Annotated in this window: 13 protein-coding genes and 1 pseudogene; 8 read left to right on the top strand and 6 right to left on the bottom strand. The window is 71.8% G+C overall.

All coding sequences use genetic code 11. The features are described from left to right. Nucleotides 1-137 precede the first annotated feature (137 nt). A pseudogene (locus ACFWYS_RS28005) lies at nucleotides 138-335 on the top strand (glycosyltransferase 87 family protein); the annotation flags it as partial. A gap of 272 nt (nucleotides 336-607) precedes the next feature. Here ACFWYS_RS28005 and ACFWYS_RS28000 read toward each other — a convergent pair. Further along, nucleotides 608-1,789 (bottom strand): D-alanyl-D-alanine carboxypeptidase family protein, encoded by a 1,182-nt coding sequence (locus ACFWYS_RS28000; RefSeq protein WP_384774560.1) that lies wholly within the window; start codon nucleotides 1,787-1,789, stop codon nucleotides 608-610. A gap of 120 nt (nucleotides 1,790-1,909) precedes the next feature. Continuing rightward, nucleotides 1,910-3,055, bottom strand: a complete 1,146-nt coding sequence (rho, locus tag ACFWYS_RS27995) for a transcription termination factor Rho (protein ID WP_384774557.1) — start codon at nucleotides 3,053-3,055, stop codon at nucleotides 1,910-1,912. A gap of 347 nt (nucleotides 3,056-3,402) precedes the next feature. Between rho and ACFWYS_RS27990 the strand changes: the two genes are divergently transcribed. From ACFWYS_RS27990 to ACFWYS_RS27980, 3 genes are read left to right on the top strand one after another with little or no spacing between them, the layout of a single operon-like run. Then, a complete protein-coding gene (locus ACFWYS_RS27990; RefSeq protein WP_384774554.1) occupies nucleotides 3,403-4,116 on the top strand; it encodes an SgcJ/EcaC family oxidoreductase in 714 nt (237 codons plus the stop codon). Next, the gene (locus tag ACFWYS_RS27985; protein ID WP_384774551.1) at nucleotides 4,113-4,454 is read left to right on the top strand and encodes a YciI family protein; all 342 of its coding nucleotides are present in this window, start codon (nucleotides 4,113-4,115) and stop codon (nucleotides 4,452-4,454) included. Before ACFWYS_RS27990 ends, ACFWYS_RS27985 begins: the two co-directional genes overlap by 4 nt. Beyond that, nucleotides 4,451-5,710, top strand: a complete 1,260-nt coding sequence (locus ACFWYS_RS27980; protein WP_384774549.1) for an RNA polymerase sigma factor — start codon at nucleotides 4,451-4,453, stop codon at nucleotides 5,708-5,710. The genes ACFWYS_RS27985 and ACFWYS_RS27980 overlap by 4 nt, the downstream gene beginning before the upstream one ends. An 8-nt stretch (nucleotides 5,711-5,718) precedes the next feature. On the opposite strand, the gene ACFWYS_RS27975 is transcribed toward ACFWYS_RS27980, so the two are convergent. Next, nucleotides 5,719-6,117, bottom strand: a complete 399-nt coding sequence (locus tag ACFWYS_RS27975) for a nuclear transport factor 2 family protein (RefSeq protein WP_384774546.1) — start codon at nucleotides 6,115-6,117, stop codon at nucleotides 5,719-5,721. Nucleotides 6,118-6,188: 71 nt separating this feature from the next. Between ACFWYS_RS27975 and ACFWYS_RS27970 the strand changes: the two genes are divergently transcribed. Genes ACFWYS_RS27970 through ACFWYS_RS27960 form a run of 3 tightly spaced genes read left to right on the top strand, consistent with a single transcriptional unit; the run spans nucleotide 6,189 to nucleotide 7,767 of the window. Next, nucleotides 6,189-6,746 (top strand): PadR family transcriptional regulator, encoded by a 558-nt coding sequence (locus ACFWYS_RS27970; protein ID WP_384774543.1) that lies wholly within the window; start codon nucleotides 6,189-6,191, stop codon nucleotides 6,744-6,746. A gap of 5 nt (nucleotides 6,747-6,751) precedes the next feature. Continuing rightward, nucleotides 6,752-7,486, top strand: a complete 735-nt coding sequence (locus ACFWYS_RS27965; protein ID WP_384774540.1) for a class I SAM-dependent methyltransferase — start codon at nucleotides 6,752-6,754, stop codon at nucleotides 7,484-7,486. Nucleotides 7,487-7,500: 14 nt separating this feature from the next. Further along, entirely contained in the window at nucleotides 7,501-7,767 is a 267-nt protein-coding gene (locus ACFWYS_RS27960) for a hypothetical protein (RefSeq protein ID WP_384774537.1), read from the top strand. Between the two features lie 45 nt (nucleotides 7,768-7,812). Here ACFWYS_RS27960 and ACFWYS_RS27955 read toward each other — a convergent pair whose 3' ends face one another. The 3 genes from ACFWYS_RS27955 to ACFWYS_RS27945 form a co-directional block, all read right to left on the bottom strand. Then, nucleotides 7,813-8,979: a serine hydrolase domain-containing protein gene (locus tag ACFWYS_RS27955; RefSeq protein ID WP_384774533.1), complete on the bottom strand. Its 1,167-nt coding sequence runs from the start codon at nucleotides 8,977-8,979 to the stop codon at nucleotides 7,813-7,815. Between the two features lie 108 nt (nucleotides 8,980-9,087). Then, nucleotides 9,088-9,492: a nuclear transport factor 2 family protein gene (locus tag ACFWYS_RS27950; protein WP_384774530.1), complete on the bottom strand. Its 405-nt coding sequence runs from the start codon at nucleotides 9,490-9,492 to the stop codon at nucleotides 9,088-9,090. Between the two features lie 11 nt (nucleotides 9,493-9,503). Then, nucleotides 9,504-10,472: an acetylxylan esterase gene (locus tag ACFWYS_RS27945; RefSeq protein ID WP_384774527.1), complete on the bottom strand. Its 969-nt coding sequence runs from the start codon at nucleotides 10,470-10,472 to the stop codon at nucleotides 9,504-9,506. A 262-nt stretch (nucleotides 10,473-10,734) separates the two neighbouring features. Between ACFWYS_RS27945 and galE the strand changes: the two genes are divergently transcribed. After that, nucleotides 10,735-11,772 (top strand): UDP-glucose 4-epimerase GalE, encoded by a 1,038-nt coding sequence (gene galE, locus ACFWYS_RS27940; RefSeq protein ID WP_384774773.1) that lies wholly within the window; start codon nucleotides 10,735-10,737, stop codon nucleotides 11,770-11,772. The last annotated feature ends 46 nt before the right edge of the window (nucleotides 11,773-11,818 follow it).

Raw genomic sequence — 11,818 nt, 5'->3', positions numbered from 1 at the left:
GGGGGTCGGGTTTTTGTTTACCCGACTCTGCGGGCCCCGGCCCCGGGTACCGGGGGCTGGGGGGGGGGGCGGGGGGGGGGGGCCCGGGGCCCCGGGCCCCCGCCGGGCCCGCCGCGGCGACGGCGCTGGCGGCCTGGGTGGCTCCCGACGCGTCCCGCTTCTACTGGACGCACGCGATGTGGGACACCACCCGGGTGGGCCGGCTCGACTACGTCTCCAACCAGTCGTTGCAGGGCATCCTGGCCCGCCTGGACGTGTCGAGCCGCGCGGTCTGGGCGGTCGTGGTGCTGCTGGTCCTGGGCGTCTGGGCGGCGCGCACCCGCCGCGCGGTCGTGGCGGGGGACTGGACGGCGGCGTTCGCCCTCACCGGGCTGACCGCCTGTCTGGTCAGCCCGATCACCTGGGTCCACCACCTGGTGTGGCTGCTGCCGTCGTTCGCCGTCCTCGTCCGCGCCGGGCAGGCACGGATCGCCGGAGCGCTGTACGCGGTGCTGTGCACCAGCGTGGTGTGGCTGTGGTTCGACGACGCGTCCGGCGTGGACGGCTTCCTCGGCAGCAACACATACGCCTGGATCACCCTCGGTCTGCTGCTGTGGCTGCCGGTCGGTCAGTCCTCCTCCACCCGCTCGAAGACCTTGCAGCGCAGCACCAGTGAGATGGCACCGGCCCCCATCCCGGCGGCGCCCGCGATCGCCCACGCCTCCGCCCAGCCGAGTCCGGACGGCCCGCCATCCGGCGCCACGTCGGCGACCACGGGGTCCGTCACGGGACCCGGTCTCGGCTTGACCCGCAAGGCGTCGAGCGACCCCACCGGTTCGACCCGTCCGGCCGCGCCGAACCCCCAGTCGAGCAACTCGCCGGCCTCCTCGTAGACGGCGAACCCGCCCGCCCGAGGGTTCAGCACTGTCACGACAAGGGTGCGACCGCCCCGGCGGGCGGCGGCGACGAGCGTGTTGCCGGCCTTGCTGGTGTAGCCGTTCTTGACACCGATCAGCCCCGGATACGGGTCCAGGCCGGCCGCGCCCGTCAGCAGCCGATTGGTGTTGCGGATCTCGTACGACCAGCCGTTGCGGCCCGGGAACCACGCCTCGGCCGTGCCGCAGTACCGCGCGAACTCCGCGTTGCGCAGCCCCGCCCGGCCGAACACCGCCAGGTCGTACGCCGAGGAGACCTGGCCGGGCGTGTCGTAGCCGTCCGGCGACAGCACCTGCGTGTCGAGGGCGCCCAGCGCACGGGCCTTTTCCTGCATACGGTCGGCGGTGACGCGCCAGCCGCCGTTCAGCGTGGCCAGCACCCGCACGGCGTCGTTGCCGGAGCTGAGGAACACCCCGCGCCACAGATCGGCGACCCGGTACGTGTGCCCCTCGGCGACCCCCACCAGACTGCTGCCGGGCCCGATCCCCACCAGCTCGTCCCCGCTCACCCGGTGCCGGATCCCGGCGGGCAGGGTCGGCAGCACGGTGAGGGCGAACAGTGTCTTCAAGGTGCTGGCCGGCGGCAGCTCCCGGTGCGCGTCGTGCGCGGCGAGCACCTGCCCGGTGTCGGCGTCGGCCACCAGCCACGACAGCGCGGAGACCTGCGGCAGCCGGGGCGTCCCACTGGCCGGTCGCACCTGGGTCTCGGACCGGTACAGCAAGGCCGGCGGCGGAGCCACCGCCCGCGGCCCGCCCGGTGAGTCGGGGTCGGGGGCGTGATCGACGGCCGCGGCAGTGGGCGCGAGCGCCAGCAGACCGGCCGCACACAGCGCACAGGTGGACGCAAGAGCCCGGGAGGCAAATCCGATAGTCATACCGTCAACGTAGAAACGCATCCGCCGGACCCCACGCTGCCCGGGCCGAGAACACCGCCCGAGCACCCGGATGCCGCACGCGAGGCCATTACGGAGCCGAGGCGGCGCCGAGCCCCGCGGTCACGCCCCGTCCGTCGGCAGTGTCGGCTGGATCCGCCGCAAAAACGTCGCGTTGTCCGGCGTCTCGCGCATGCGCTCCAGCAGGGTTTCCAGATTGGACTGGCCGTCCCGGGTGTGCAGCGCCCGGCGCAGGCCGCGCACGGCGGTCAACTCGGGCTGGGGGAGGAGGAGTTCCTCGCGGCGGGTGCCGGACGGGGTGATGTCCACGGCCGGGAAGACACGGCGGGAGGCGAGGTCCCGGCTGAGCCGCAGCTCCATGTTGCCGGTGCTCTTCAGCTCCTCGAAGTAGAAGTCGTCGGCCCGCGAGCCGGTCTCGACCAGGGCCGTGGCGAGGATGGTGAGCGAACCGCCCTCCTCGGCGAGACGCGCGGCGCCGAAGAACCGCTTCGGCCCGTGCAGCGCGGCCGCGTCGACACCGCCGCTCAGCGTGCGGCCACTGGACGCCGCCGCGTTGTTGTGGGCCCGGCACAGCCGGGTCAGGGAGTCCAGCAGGATGACGACGTCCTCGCCCGCCTCGACGAGCCGCTTGGCCCGCTCGATCACGAGCTCGGCCAGCGCGATGTGCTGCCGGGGCGCCCGGTCGAACGTCGAGGCGTACACCTCGCCCCGCACCGAGCGGCGCATGTCGGTGACTTCCTCGGGGCGTTCGTCGAGGAGCACCACCATCAGCCGGCACTCCGGATGGTTGCCGGCGACAGCGGCCGCGATCTGCTGGAGGAGGACCGTCTTGCCGGTCTTGGGCGGCGCCACGATCAGGCCGCGCTGGCCCTTGCCGACGGGGGCGATCAGGTCGGCGACCCGGCCGGTCAGACCGGGCGCCGGGTGTTCGAGACGGATCCGCTCCCGCGGGTGAAGCGGCGTCAGCTCGCCGAAGCGGCGGCGGTTCTTGTCGGGGGTGCGGCCGTCCACGCGGGCGACTTCGGTGAGGGCGCGCTGAGTACCGCGTACGCCGTCGACGAGGTCGCCCTTGCGCAGGCCGTACCGGCGGATCAGCGCGGGGGAGACCTGAAGGTCGGCGGGCGACGGCAGCAGGCTCTCGGCACGCAGGTGCCCCTTCCCGTTCGCGTCGATGTCGAGGACACCGGTGACGGCACGGACCGGGGGCTGGTGCTCCACGGGAGGGTTTTCGACTGTGGTGGTGGTCATTCGGTGATCGGTCCTTTCACGGACGGAAGGCATGAGACATGCGAAGGAAGGGGTGTGCCGCGGACTCGGGGAAGGCGGACAGAGCGCCTTCGGGCGGCGGAAACAACACCTCGGGTACGGCAGAACCGCTGGTCACGAGATGGTGAGACGAAGCCGGTACATCAACCGGCGAACTGAAGGAGAACTGGCACCGGCGCCCTCGAACGGGCGTACACAGGTGCTGCCTGGAAGGTACCACGGCGGCCGAGCGCATGGCCACCTCGAAAAGACGCGGCGCCCGGGTGTCGATTCGGACCGGTCCCGTTCGTCGGTGGGGTGTAGGAAGCTCATGAGGACCGGGAGGACCGATGAAGTACATGCTGCTGGTCTGCGGCGACGACACCGCGGACGCCTCGGGAATGACCCCCGTCGAACCCTGGGTGGAAGGCCTCGGCGACCGCCGCGTACGTCTGCACGGCCACCGGCTGGCGCCCCCGGACCGGGCGGTCACCGTACGCGTGCGTGGCGGCGAGGTGCTGCGCAGCGACGGGCCGTTCGCGGAGACGAAGGAGTACGTCGCCGGGTTCGACCTCCTGGAGTGCGACAGCATGGAGGAGGCGATCGCGGCGGCGGCGCGGCATCCCGTGGCCGGCATCGGCGCCATGGAGGTGCGGCCGTTCTGGGAGGACGAGGACGCCGAGGCGCGGATCCGCGCGCTCGACGCCGAGCTGACCGGCGCGGCGCGGGAGCGGGACGCCGACCGCATGACGGCCTGCTACGCCCCGGACGCGACGGCGTTCGTCGACGGCCGGGAGCACCGTGGGGCCGACGCCGTGCACAAGTCGATCGAGGAACTGCTCACCGGCGTCACCGGCCCCGTCACCCGCGAGGTACTGGACTTCCGCGTCCACGTCGACGAGAGCATCGCCTTCGGCCACGCCCTCGTCCGCCTGCGCGCCACCCGCACGGACGGCACGCGGATCGACGACCTGATGCGCGTCACCACCGGCTACCGCGACGCCGGTCTGCGCTGGCTGATCGCACACGAGCACGCATCCCGCACTACCGAGGAGCGGTCATGAGGTACGTCCTGTTCATCTGCACACCGGTCGGCGGCGAGGAACTCAGCCCCGAGGAGATCGCCGACGACCCCCGCTTCACCTCGTACATCGAGGAGGTCCGCAGCCGCGACATCGTCAAGGGCGGAGCCCGTCTGCGGCCGCACACCGACGCCACCACCGTGCGCGTCCAGGGCGACGAGGTGCTGCTCAGCGACGGGCCCTTCGTGGAGTCCAAGGAGTACGTCGCCGGAATCGACATCATCGAGGTCGCCGACCTGGACGAGGCCATCTCCCTCGCCTCCCGGCACCCGGCGGCCCTCGGCGGCGGCTCCGTGGAAGTGCGGCCGGTCTGGGAGTGAGCGCGACGAACGGCGTCGAGGAGGCCGTCGCCGCGGCCTTCCGTGAGGAATGGGGCCAGGTCGTCGCCACCCTGATCCGGGTGACCGGCGACTGGGACCTCGCCGAGGAGTGCGCGCAGGACGCCTTCGCCCAGGCCCTCGACCGCTGGCGGCGCGACGGAGTGCCGCGCCGCCCCGGCGCCTGGCTGACCACGACCGCCCGCAACCGCGCCCTGGACGTACTGCGCCGGGAGGCGGTGGGGGCGGCGAAACTCCGGGAGGTGGCGGTGCTCGCCCGCGACGAACCGTCGTACGACGCAGGGGACGACGGCGACGGCAGCGGCGTCCAGGACGACCGGCTGCGGCTCGTCTTCACCTGCTGTCATCCGGCGCTGCCCATCGAGGCCAGGGTCGCCCTGACGCTGCGTACCCTCGCGGGACTGACCACACCGGAGATCGCCCGCGCCTTCCTCGTCCCCGAGGCGACCATGGCGCAGCGGCTGGTGCGCGCCAAGCGGAAGATCCGCAACGCCGGAATCCCGTACCGGGTGCCGCCCGCGCACCTTCTGCCCGAGCGGACGACGGGCGTGCTCGGCGTGATCTACCTGCTGTTCAACGAGGGGTACGCGGCCACCACCGGCGCCGATCTCGTCCGCATGAACCTCTGTGCCGAGGCGATCCGGCTGGCCCGCGTCCTGGCCCGCCTCATGCCCGACGAACCCGAAGTGCTGGGCCTGCTCGCGCTGTTGCTGCTGCACGACGCGCGTCGGCACACACGCGTGGACGCCGCGGGCGACCTGGTCACCTTGGAGGACCAGGACCGTACGGCCTGGGACCGGGCCGAGGTCGACGAGGGCGCCGCCCTGCTGGAGACCGCGCTGCGGCGCCGACGCCCCGGGCCGTACCAGATCCAGGCCGCCATCGCCGCCTGCCACACCACGGCGCCCACGGCCGAGGACACCGACTGGGCCGACATCGCCGCCCTGTACGGCGAGTTGGCCCGCTTCGTGCCCTCCGCCGTCGTCCGCCTCAACCGAGCGGTGGCCGTCGGCATGGCCGAGGGCACGGAGCAGGGGCTCGCCCTGGTCGCCGAGTTGGAGGCCGAGGGCGCGCTGCCCGACTACCACTTGCTCCCCGCCACCCGCGCCGATCTGCTGCGCCGCAGCGGCCGTACACAGGAGGCGGCCGAGGCGTACCGGCGGGCACTGGAGCTGGTGGAGAACGACGCGGAACGGAGGTTCCTCGAACGACGCCTCGCGGAGTGCCGATCCGCGTAGGGGCGCCCCTACACCGACCGGGCCTGCGCCTCCTTCGTGATCCGGTCGAACTGCGCCCCCATCGCCTCGGCCAGAGCCTGCGCACCCGACAGCGGACGGACCATGACCATGAAGTCGTCGATCAGGCCGTCCTCGTTGACCCGGAGGAAGTCGCAGCCGGTGATCTCCCGGTCGCCCACCCGGGCGGTGAAGACCAGCGCGTGATCACGGCCGCCCGGGTCGTTGATCTCGCGCACATAGCGGAAGTCCTCGAAGACCCGCACGACACCGCGCAGGATCGCCGCGGTGATCGGCTTGCCGGCGTACGGCTTGAAGACGGCCGGGCTGGTGAAGACGACGTCCTCGGCCAGCAGGGCCTCGACGGCTTCGATGTCGCCTGTCTCGACCGCCTCGCGGAACGCGCGCATCCGGATCACCTCATAGTCAATTAGTTGAGTAGGTGCGGATGACAATAATCATCCGCTGTTAATGTGTCCACATGTCCCTCAAGTACGCCGTCCTCGCCGCCCTTCTGGAGGGCGAGGCCTCGGGCTACGAGCTGTCCAAGGCTTTCGACATCTCGTTCGCCAACTTCTGGCCCGCGACCCCGCAGCAGCTCTACCGGGAGCTGGAGCGACTCGCGCAGGACGGCCTCGTCGAGGCCCGGTTCGTGCAGCAGGAACGGCGGCCGAACAAGCGGATGTTCACGCTCACCGAGGCCGGACGGGAGCACCTGCGCGCCTTCGCCGCCGAGCCGCCACGGCGGCCCACGGCCGTGCGTGACGAACTCCTGATCAAGCTCCAGGCCATGGAGGATCCCGAGCCGACCCGCGCCATGATCGAGGAGCGCATGGCATGGGCACGCGGCAAGCTCGACCGGTACGAACGCCTCCGTGAGCGGCTGCTCGACGGCCGTACCGAGGACGAGTACCTGCGCGAGTCCGACCGCGTCGGCCCGTATCTGACACTGCTGCGCGGCATCTCCTTCGAGGAGGAGAACCTGCGCTGGTGCGAGCGGGTTCTCGCCGTCCTGAAGCAGCGCGTCGCGCTGGGGTGACGCGGATGTTCAGCCCCGAAGGTCCCTCGCTGCGCGAACTCGCCGTCCAGGCCCTGTCGTCCGTCGAGCGCGGATACGACCTGCTCGCCCCGAAGTTCGACCACACCCCCTTCCGTACGCCCGACTCGGTGCTCTCCGCCGTCACCAAGGCGCTCGCACGGACGGGCCCGTACGACGACGGCCTCGACCTGTGCTGCGGGACGGGCGCGGGGGTGGACGTGCTGGCCAGGGTGTGCCGTCGCAGTGTCACCGGCGTCGACTTCAGCGCGGGCATGCTCGACGTCGCCTGGCAGCGGCCGCGGGTGGGGGTCGAGGAGCCCCGCGTCGCCTGGGTCCGCGCGGACGCCCGTGCCCTTCCGTTCGCCCCTGCCTTCGACCTGGTGGTGAGTTTCGGGGCGTTCGGCCACTTCCTGCCGCGCGAGTTGCCGGGGCTGTTCGCCCGGGTCCACTCCGTGCTGCGGCCGGGCGGGTGCTTCGTCTTCCCCGTCGTGGCCCCGCCGCGTCCGGTGTCCGTCGGCTACTGGATGCTGCTGGGCTTCGACGCGGTCATGCGGGTGCGCAACGCCGTGTGGCGGCCACCGTTCGTCATGTACTACCGGGCCTTCCGTCTCGGGCAGGTGCGGGACGAGATGACGCGCGCCGGCTTCGCGGTGGAGCTGCAGGCGCTGCCCGAGTTCGGGCGGCGGCGCGACGGGAGCCCGCGGGTGCGGATGGTGGTGGCGCGTCGCCTCCCGGAGTGAGCGGGTTGAGCGGGTTGGACTTTCCAACTTGGACCCTTCGAGAGGGACTGCTTTCAAACTCACCTAGCGCCGAGATCCGTATCGACGCCCAGTGGTGGTCCTGGGAGGGAGCGCATGCCCACGAGGGCTGGGCCCTCGTCCGGATCCGTACCGAGTGCGCGGGCAGCGGCTGGGTGGTGGACGGCAGCACGGTCTGGTCGGCGGACGGCAGGCTGGTGGCGCTGGTCCGGCAGTCGCGGGTCGTGCGTGCCCGGCCTGCGGACGGGACCGCGAACTCGTAGGCGCAGTCCGTCACTTCGGCCGGGACAACCCACGCCGGTCGGCCGTCACAAGGCGCTGTACAGGGCGTCGACCAGCTCCATCTTCCGCGGATCGTCGGCTATATGGGGGCCCATCCGGTTCATCACATAGCCCAGCGACACTCCGGCCTCCGGGTCCGCCAGTCCGCAGGAGCCGCCGAAGCCGTCATGCCCGAAAGCCCGCGGATTAGGCCCGTACGAGCCGTTCGCCCCGCTGAGCCACAGGCCGAGCCCGACCTCCGTCTCGCCGTCGAACCCGGCGCCGAGCACCAGATCACGGCAGCTGCCCTGCCCCTCACGCACCCGCTCGGCCGCCTCGGGGGAGAGGACGCGACGCCCGTCGTACGACCCGCGGCCCGCGAAGATCCCGTACAGGGCGGCGACCGCACGCGCTGTGCCATGACCGTTCGCGGCGGGGATCTCCGCGGCCCGCCACTCGGGCGAGTTGGCCTGCGCCGCCCCCACGACGGGGTTGGCCAGAGCGGCGAGGGCGGCTGGGGCCAACTGGCCGAAGACGGCGGCCTGTTCACTGGACGACGCGGATGGTGAGTGGACCAGTTCGGCCGCCCGCCCGGAGTCCTTCTCCGGCAATCCGATCGCGAAGTCGATCCCGAGCGGCCCGGTCACCTCCCGCTCCAGGAAGGCACCGGGCAGCATGCCCGACACCCGCCGTACGACCTCCCCGACCAGGAAACCGTAGGTGAGCGCGTGATACCCGGACTGTGTCCCCGGTGCCCACCACGGCTCCATCGCCGCGAGCCGCCGAGTCGTCAACTCCCAGTCGCAGAGCTGCTGGAGTGTGTGCGGCTCCCGCAGACCGGACAGGCCCGCGCGGTGCGACAGCAGATGCCGTACGAGGATCTGCTCCTTGCCCGCGGCGGCGAACTCCGGCCAGTACACGGCGACCGGCGCGTCGAAGTCGAGCAGTCCCCGGTCGGCGAGGAGGTGGGCGCACAGCGCCGTGGGACCCTTGGACGTCGACCACACGTTGACCAGCGTGTCGCGTTCCCATGGGCGCTCGCGGGCCGCGTCGGCCCAGCCGCCCCACAGGTCCACGACGGTCCGGCCGTCCAGGGTGACGGTGACCGCGGCGCCCAGCTCTCCGCGCTCCCGGAAGTTCGCCTCGAACGCCGTCCGCACCGCCGCGAACCGCGGATCGCAGTCCCCGTGCACCTGCGTCTCGTGCTCCGTCATGGGCCGTCCCTCGTCGTCCGCCGGAAACCCGGGTCGCGAAACGGCGGCCCGGGCACCCTGAACGTACCGACTGGTCGGACTGGACGGAAGGTGTCGGACGAGCCGAAATCAGACGACGAACCGCGCGCCTTCCGGCTCCCGGTGACCCTCGGCCGTGTGCCAGTAGTCGCGGGTCTCGACGGCCAGCCCCGCGGCGTCGAAGCGCGCGAAGACACAGCCGGCCAGCGTGGACGGCGCGCCCCCCTCCTCCGCGAGGACCCGGAACTCGGCCACGGCCACACCGTCCCGCCCGACGACGGGCGCGGAGAAGCGCACGTCGGTCACCCGCTCCTCGGCGAACGACCAGCTCAGATACGCGGCCAGTTCGGCCCGCCCCCGGTGCGGTTCACGGAACGGCATCGAGCGGTGGACGCAGTCCTCGGCGTACAGCTCCAGCAGCGCGTCCACGTCATGCTCGGCCCAGCCCCGCTCCCAGACCCGGACGAACCGCTCCGCGGCCTCGGACGTCTCCACGTGCCCCCCTCTCAGGCGTGCGAGCGCAGCCACTGCAGCTTGGCCGCCTCGTGGTACGGGCCGCCGCCCTCGTGGTCGTTGAAGTCGTACACCTCGATGGCCTTCTCGTCGTGGGCCCAGGCGTTGAAGGCCGCGAAGACGGTGGAGGGCGGGCAGGTCTGGTCCTCCAGGGCCGCCGAGAAGAGGGCGGGTGCCCGGCCGCGGGCCGCGAAGTGCACACAGTCGAAGTAGGACAGGGTGCGCATGACGTCCTCCGCGCGGCCCCGGTGTGTCTTGAGGTAGAGGGCGATCTCGCGGTACGGGTTGCGGTCCGTGAGGTGTGCCGCGCGCGGGAAGTCGCACAGGAACGGCACGTCCGGCACGACCGCCGTCAGGTCCGGCACCAGACCGCCCACGGCGATGGTGATGCCGCCGCCCTGGCTCCCGCCGGTCACGACCGTGCGCGACGCGTCGGTCAGCGGGTGCGAGCGGGCCGCCTCGACGGCACGGACCGCGTCCGTGAGCACCCGGCGGTAGTAGTAGTTCTCGGGCGCCTCGATGCCACGGGTCATGAAGCCGGGGTAGGCCGGCGCGGAGCCCACCGGATCCGGCGTGTGGCCACCGCCGCCCCACGCGCTGCCCTGACCGCGGGTGTCCATCACGAAGTGCGCGCGGCCCGTGGACGCCCACAGCAGATCCTCGTGCGGCAGCCCACGCCCGCCGCCGTACCCGATGAACTCCACGATCAGCGGCAGCGGCTCCGTGGCCCCGGCGGGCAGCCGCAGCCAGCCCTTCACCGGGTGGCCGCCGAACCCGGCGAACGTCACGTCGTACACCCGCACCGTGGCGAGCCCCGTCTCGACCGGCTCGAAGCGGGCGTCCAGATCGTGCTCGCCGGCCTCGTCGAGGGTCTTGGACCAGAACGCGTCGAAGCCCTCGGGCTCGACGGACTTGCTGCGGTACTCGCGCAGTTCGTCGAGCGGGAGGTCGAACAGGGCCATCGGATACCGCCTTTGCGAAGAGTAGGTGCGGGTGATCACACCGTACGTGGGTGATCGGAGGTCTCGCCAGGCCGTTGGTGATCCCGCACGGGTGTGCCGCTCTTCTTGACGCGTGCGGGGAATGGGGGCAGGATTGTATATGTACGTCGTAAACGTACGGCGTCGGGTCGCAGTCAGGAGACCTCGTGCCATGACGCCCAGCAAACCGGTTCCGGTGGACCCTCTCGGCATCGGAACCGGATCGCCCGGCCCGCCCTCGACCATCCTGGTCACCGGCGGGGCGGGCTTCATCGGCAGTCATGTCTGCGTGGAGCTGCTCGATCATGGTTACGAGGTGATCGTTGTCGACGACTACTCCAACAGCTCCCCTCAGGTCCTCCCGCGCGTGGAACGCATCGCCGGACGCTTCGTGGGCGCCGTCTACGAGCTGGACATCCGGGACCGGCGGGCCCTGTCCGCCGTGTTCGACCGGCACGCCGTGGACGCCGTCGTGCACTGCGCCGGAATGAAGTCCGTGGGCGTGTCGACCCGTATGCCTGTCGAGTACTACGACACGAACGTCGGAGGCCTGACCGCCCTGCTGAGCTCCATGCAGGACCACGGGGTGTACCAGCTCGTCTACTCGTCGTCCTGCTCGATCTACGGCGACGCCGGCCACGGCCCGCTGGGCGAGGACACCCCCGCCCGGCCCACCAACCCGTACGCGGCCTCCAAACTGCGGTGCGAGCAGATCCTCGCCGACGTCTGCCGGCACCTCCCCGAGTACGCCGTGCTGTGCCTGCGGTACTTCAACCCGGTCGGCGCCCACCCCAGCGGGCTGCTCGGCGAGGACCCGGCCGGCGACCCCGACAACCTGATGCCGTACGTCGCCCAGGTGGCCATAGGCCGCCAGGAGCGGCTCCGCGTGTTCGGCGGGGACTACCCGACGGCTGACGGCACCGCGGTCCGGGACTACCTCCATGTCATGGACGCGGTCGAGGCGCACCGTGTGGCCCTCGACCACTTCACCGACGCACCCGGCATGCGCGTGTACAACCTGGGTGTCGGCCGGGGCAGTTCGGTCCTGGAAGTGGTCGCCGCGTTCGCCGAGGCGAGCGGCCGGGAGATTCCGTACGACGTCGTGCCCCGCCGCCCCGGTGACGTGGCCGAGCTGGTCGCCGACGCGGGTGCCGTGGCACGTGACTGGGGCTGGCGGCCCAGGCGGGACCTGGGGGGCATCTGCCGGGACGCCTGGCGGTTCCAGCAGGTCAATCCGCACGGGTACGCGGGCGCGGCGCGCCGTTCGAACCCGAAGCACTGAGCACGGCGGTATTGAGCACGGCAGTACTGAGCACAGGGGTACTGAG

The organism is Streptomyces sp. NPDC059010, from assembly GCF_042740355.1.
In the GTDB taxonomy this organism is placed as follows: Bacteria; Actinomycetota; Actinomycetes; order Streptomycetales; family Streptomycetaceae; genus Streptomyces.
Note: the sequence above shows the minus strand (reverse complement) of the source record. Positions and strands in the feature narration are given on the sequence as shown.

Excerpts from the sequence above, each read along its gene's own strand:
- ACFWYS_RS27985 (WP_384774551.1), top strand. The coding sequence starts at position 4,113 with ATGAGGTACGTCCTGTTCATCTGCACACCGGTCGGCGGCGAGGAACTC.
- ACFWYS_RS27945 (WP_384774527.1), bottom strand. The coding sequence starts at position 10,472 with ATGGCCCTGTTCGACCTCCCGCTCGACGAACTGCGCGAGTACCGCAGC.
- ACFWYS_RS27975 (WP_384774546.1), bottom strand. The coding sequence starts at position 6,117 with ATGCGCGCGTTCCGCGAGGCGGTCGAGACAGGCGACATCGAAGCCGTC.
- ACFWYS_RS27965 (WP_384774540.1), top strand. The coding sequence starts at position 6,752 with ATGTTCAGCCCCGAAGGTCCCTCGCTGCGCGAACTCGCCGTCCAGGCC.
- ACFWYS_RS27970 (WP_384774543.1), top strand. The coding sequence starts at position 6,189 with ATGTCCCTCAAGTACGCCGTCCTCGCCGCCCTTCTGGAGGGCGAGGCC.
- rho (WP_384774557.1), bottom strand. The coding sequence starts at position 3,055 with ATGACCACCACCACAGTCGAAAACCCTCCCGTGGAGCACCAGCCCCCG.
- ACFWYS_RS28000 (WP_384774560.1), bottom strand. The coding sequence starts at position 1,789 with ATGACTATCGGATTTGCCTCCCGGGCTCTTGCGTCCACCTGTGCGCTG.
- ACFWYS_RS27955 (WP_384774533.1), bottom strand. The coding sequence starts at position 8,979 with ATGACGGAGCACGAGACGCAGGTGCACGGGGACTGCGATCCGCGGTTC.
- ACFWYS_RS27990 (WP_384774554.1), top strand. The coding sequence starts at position 3,403 with ATGAAGTACATGCTGCTGGTCTGCGGCGACGACACCGCGGACGCCTCG.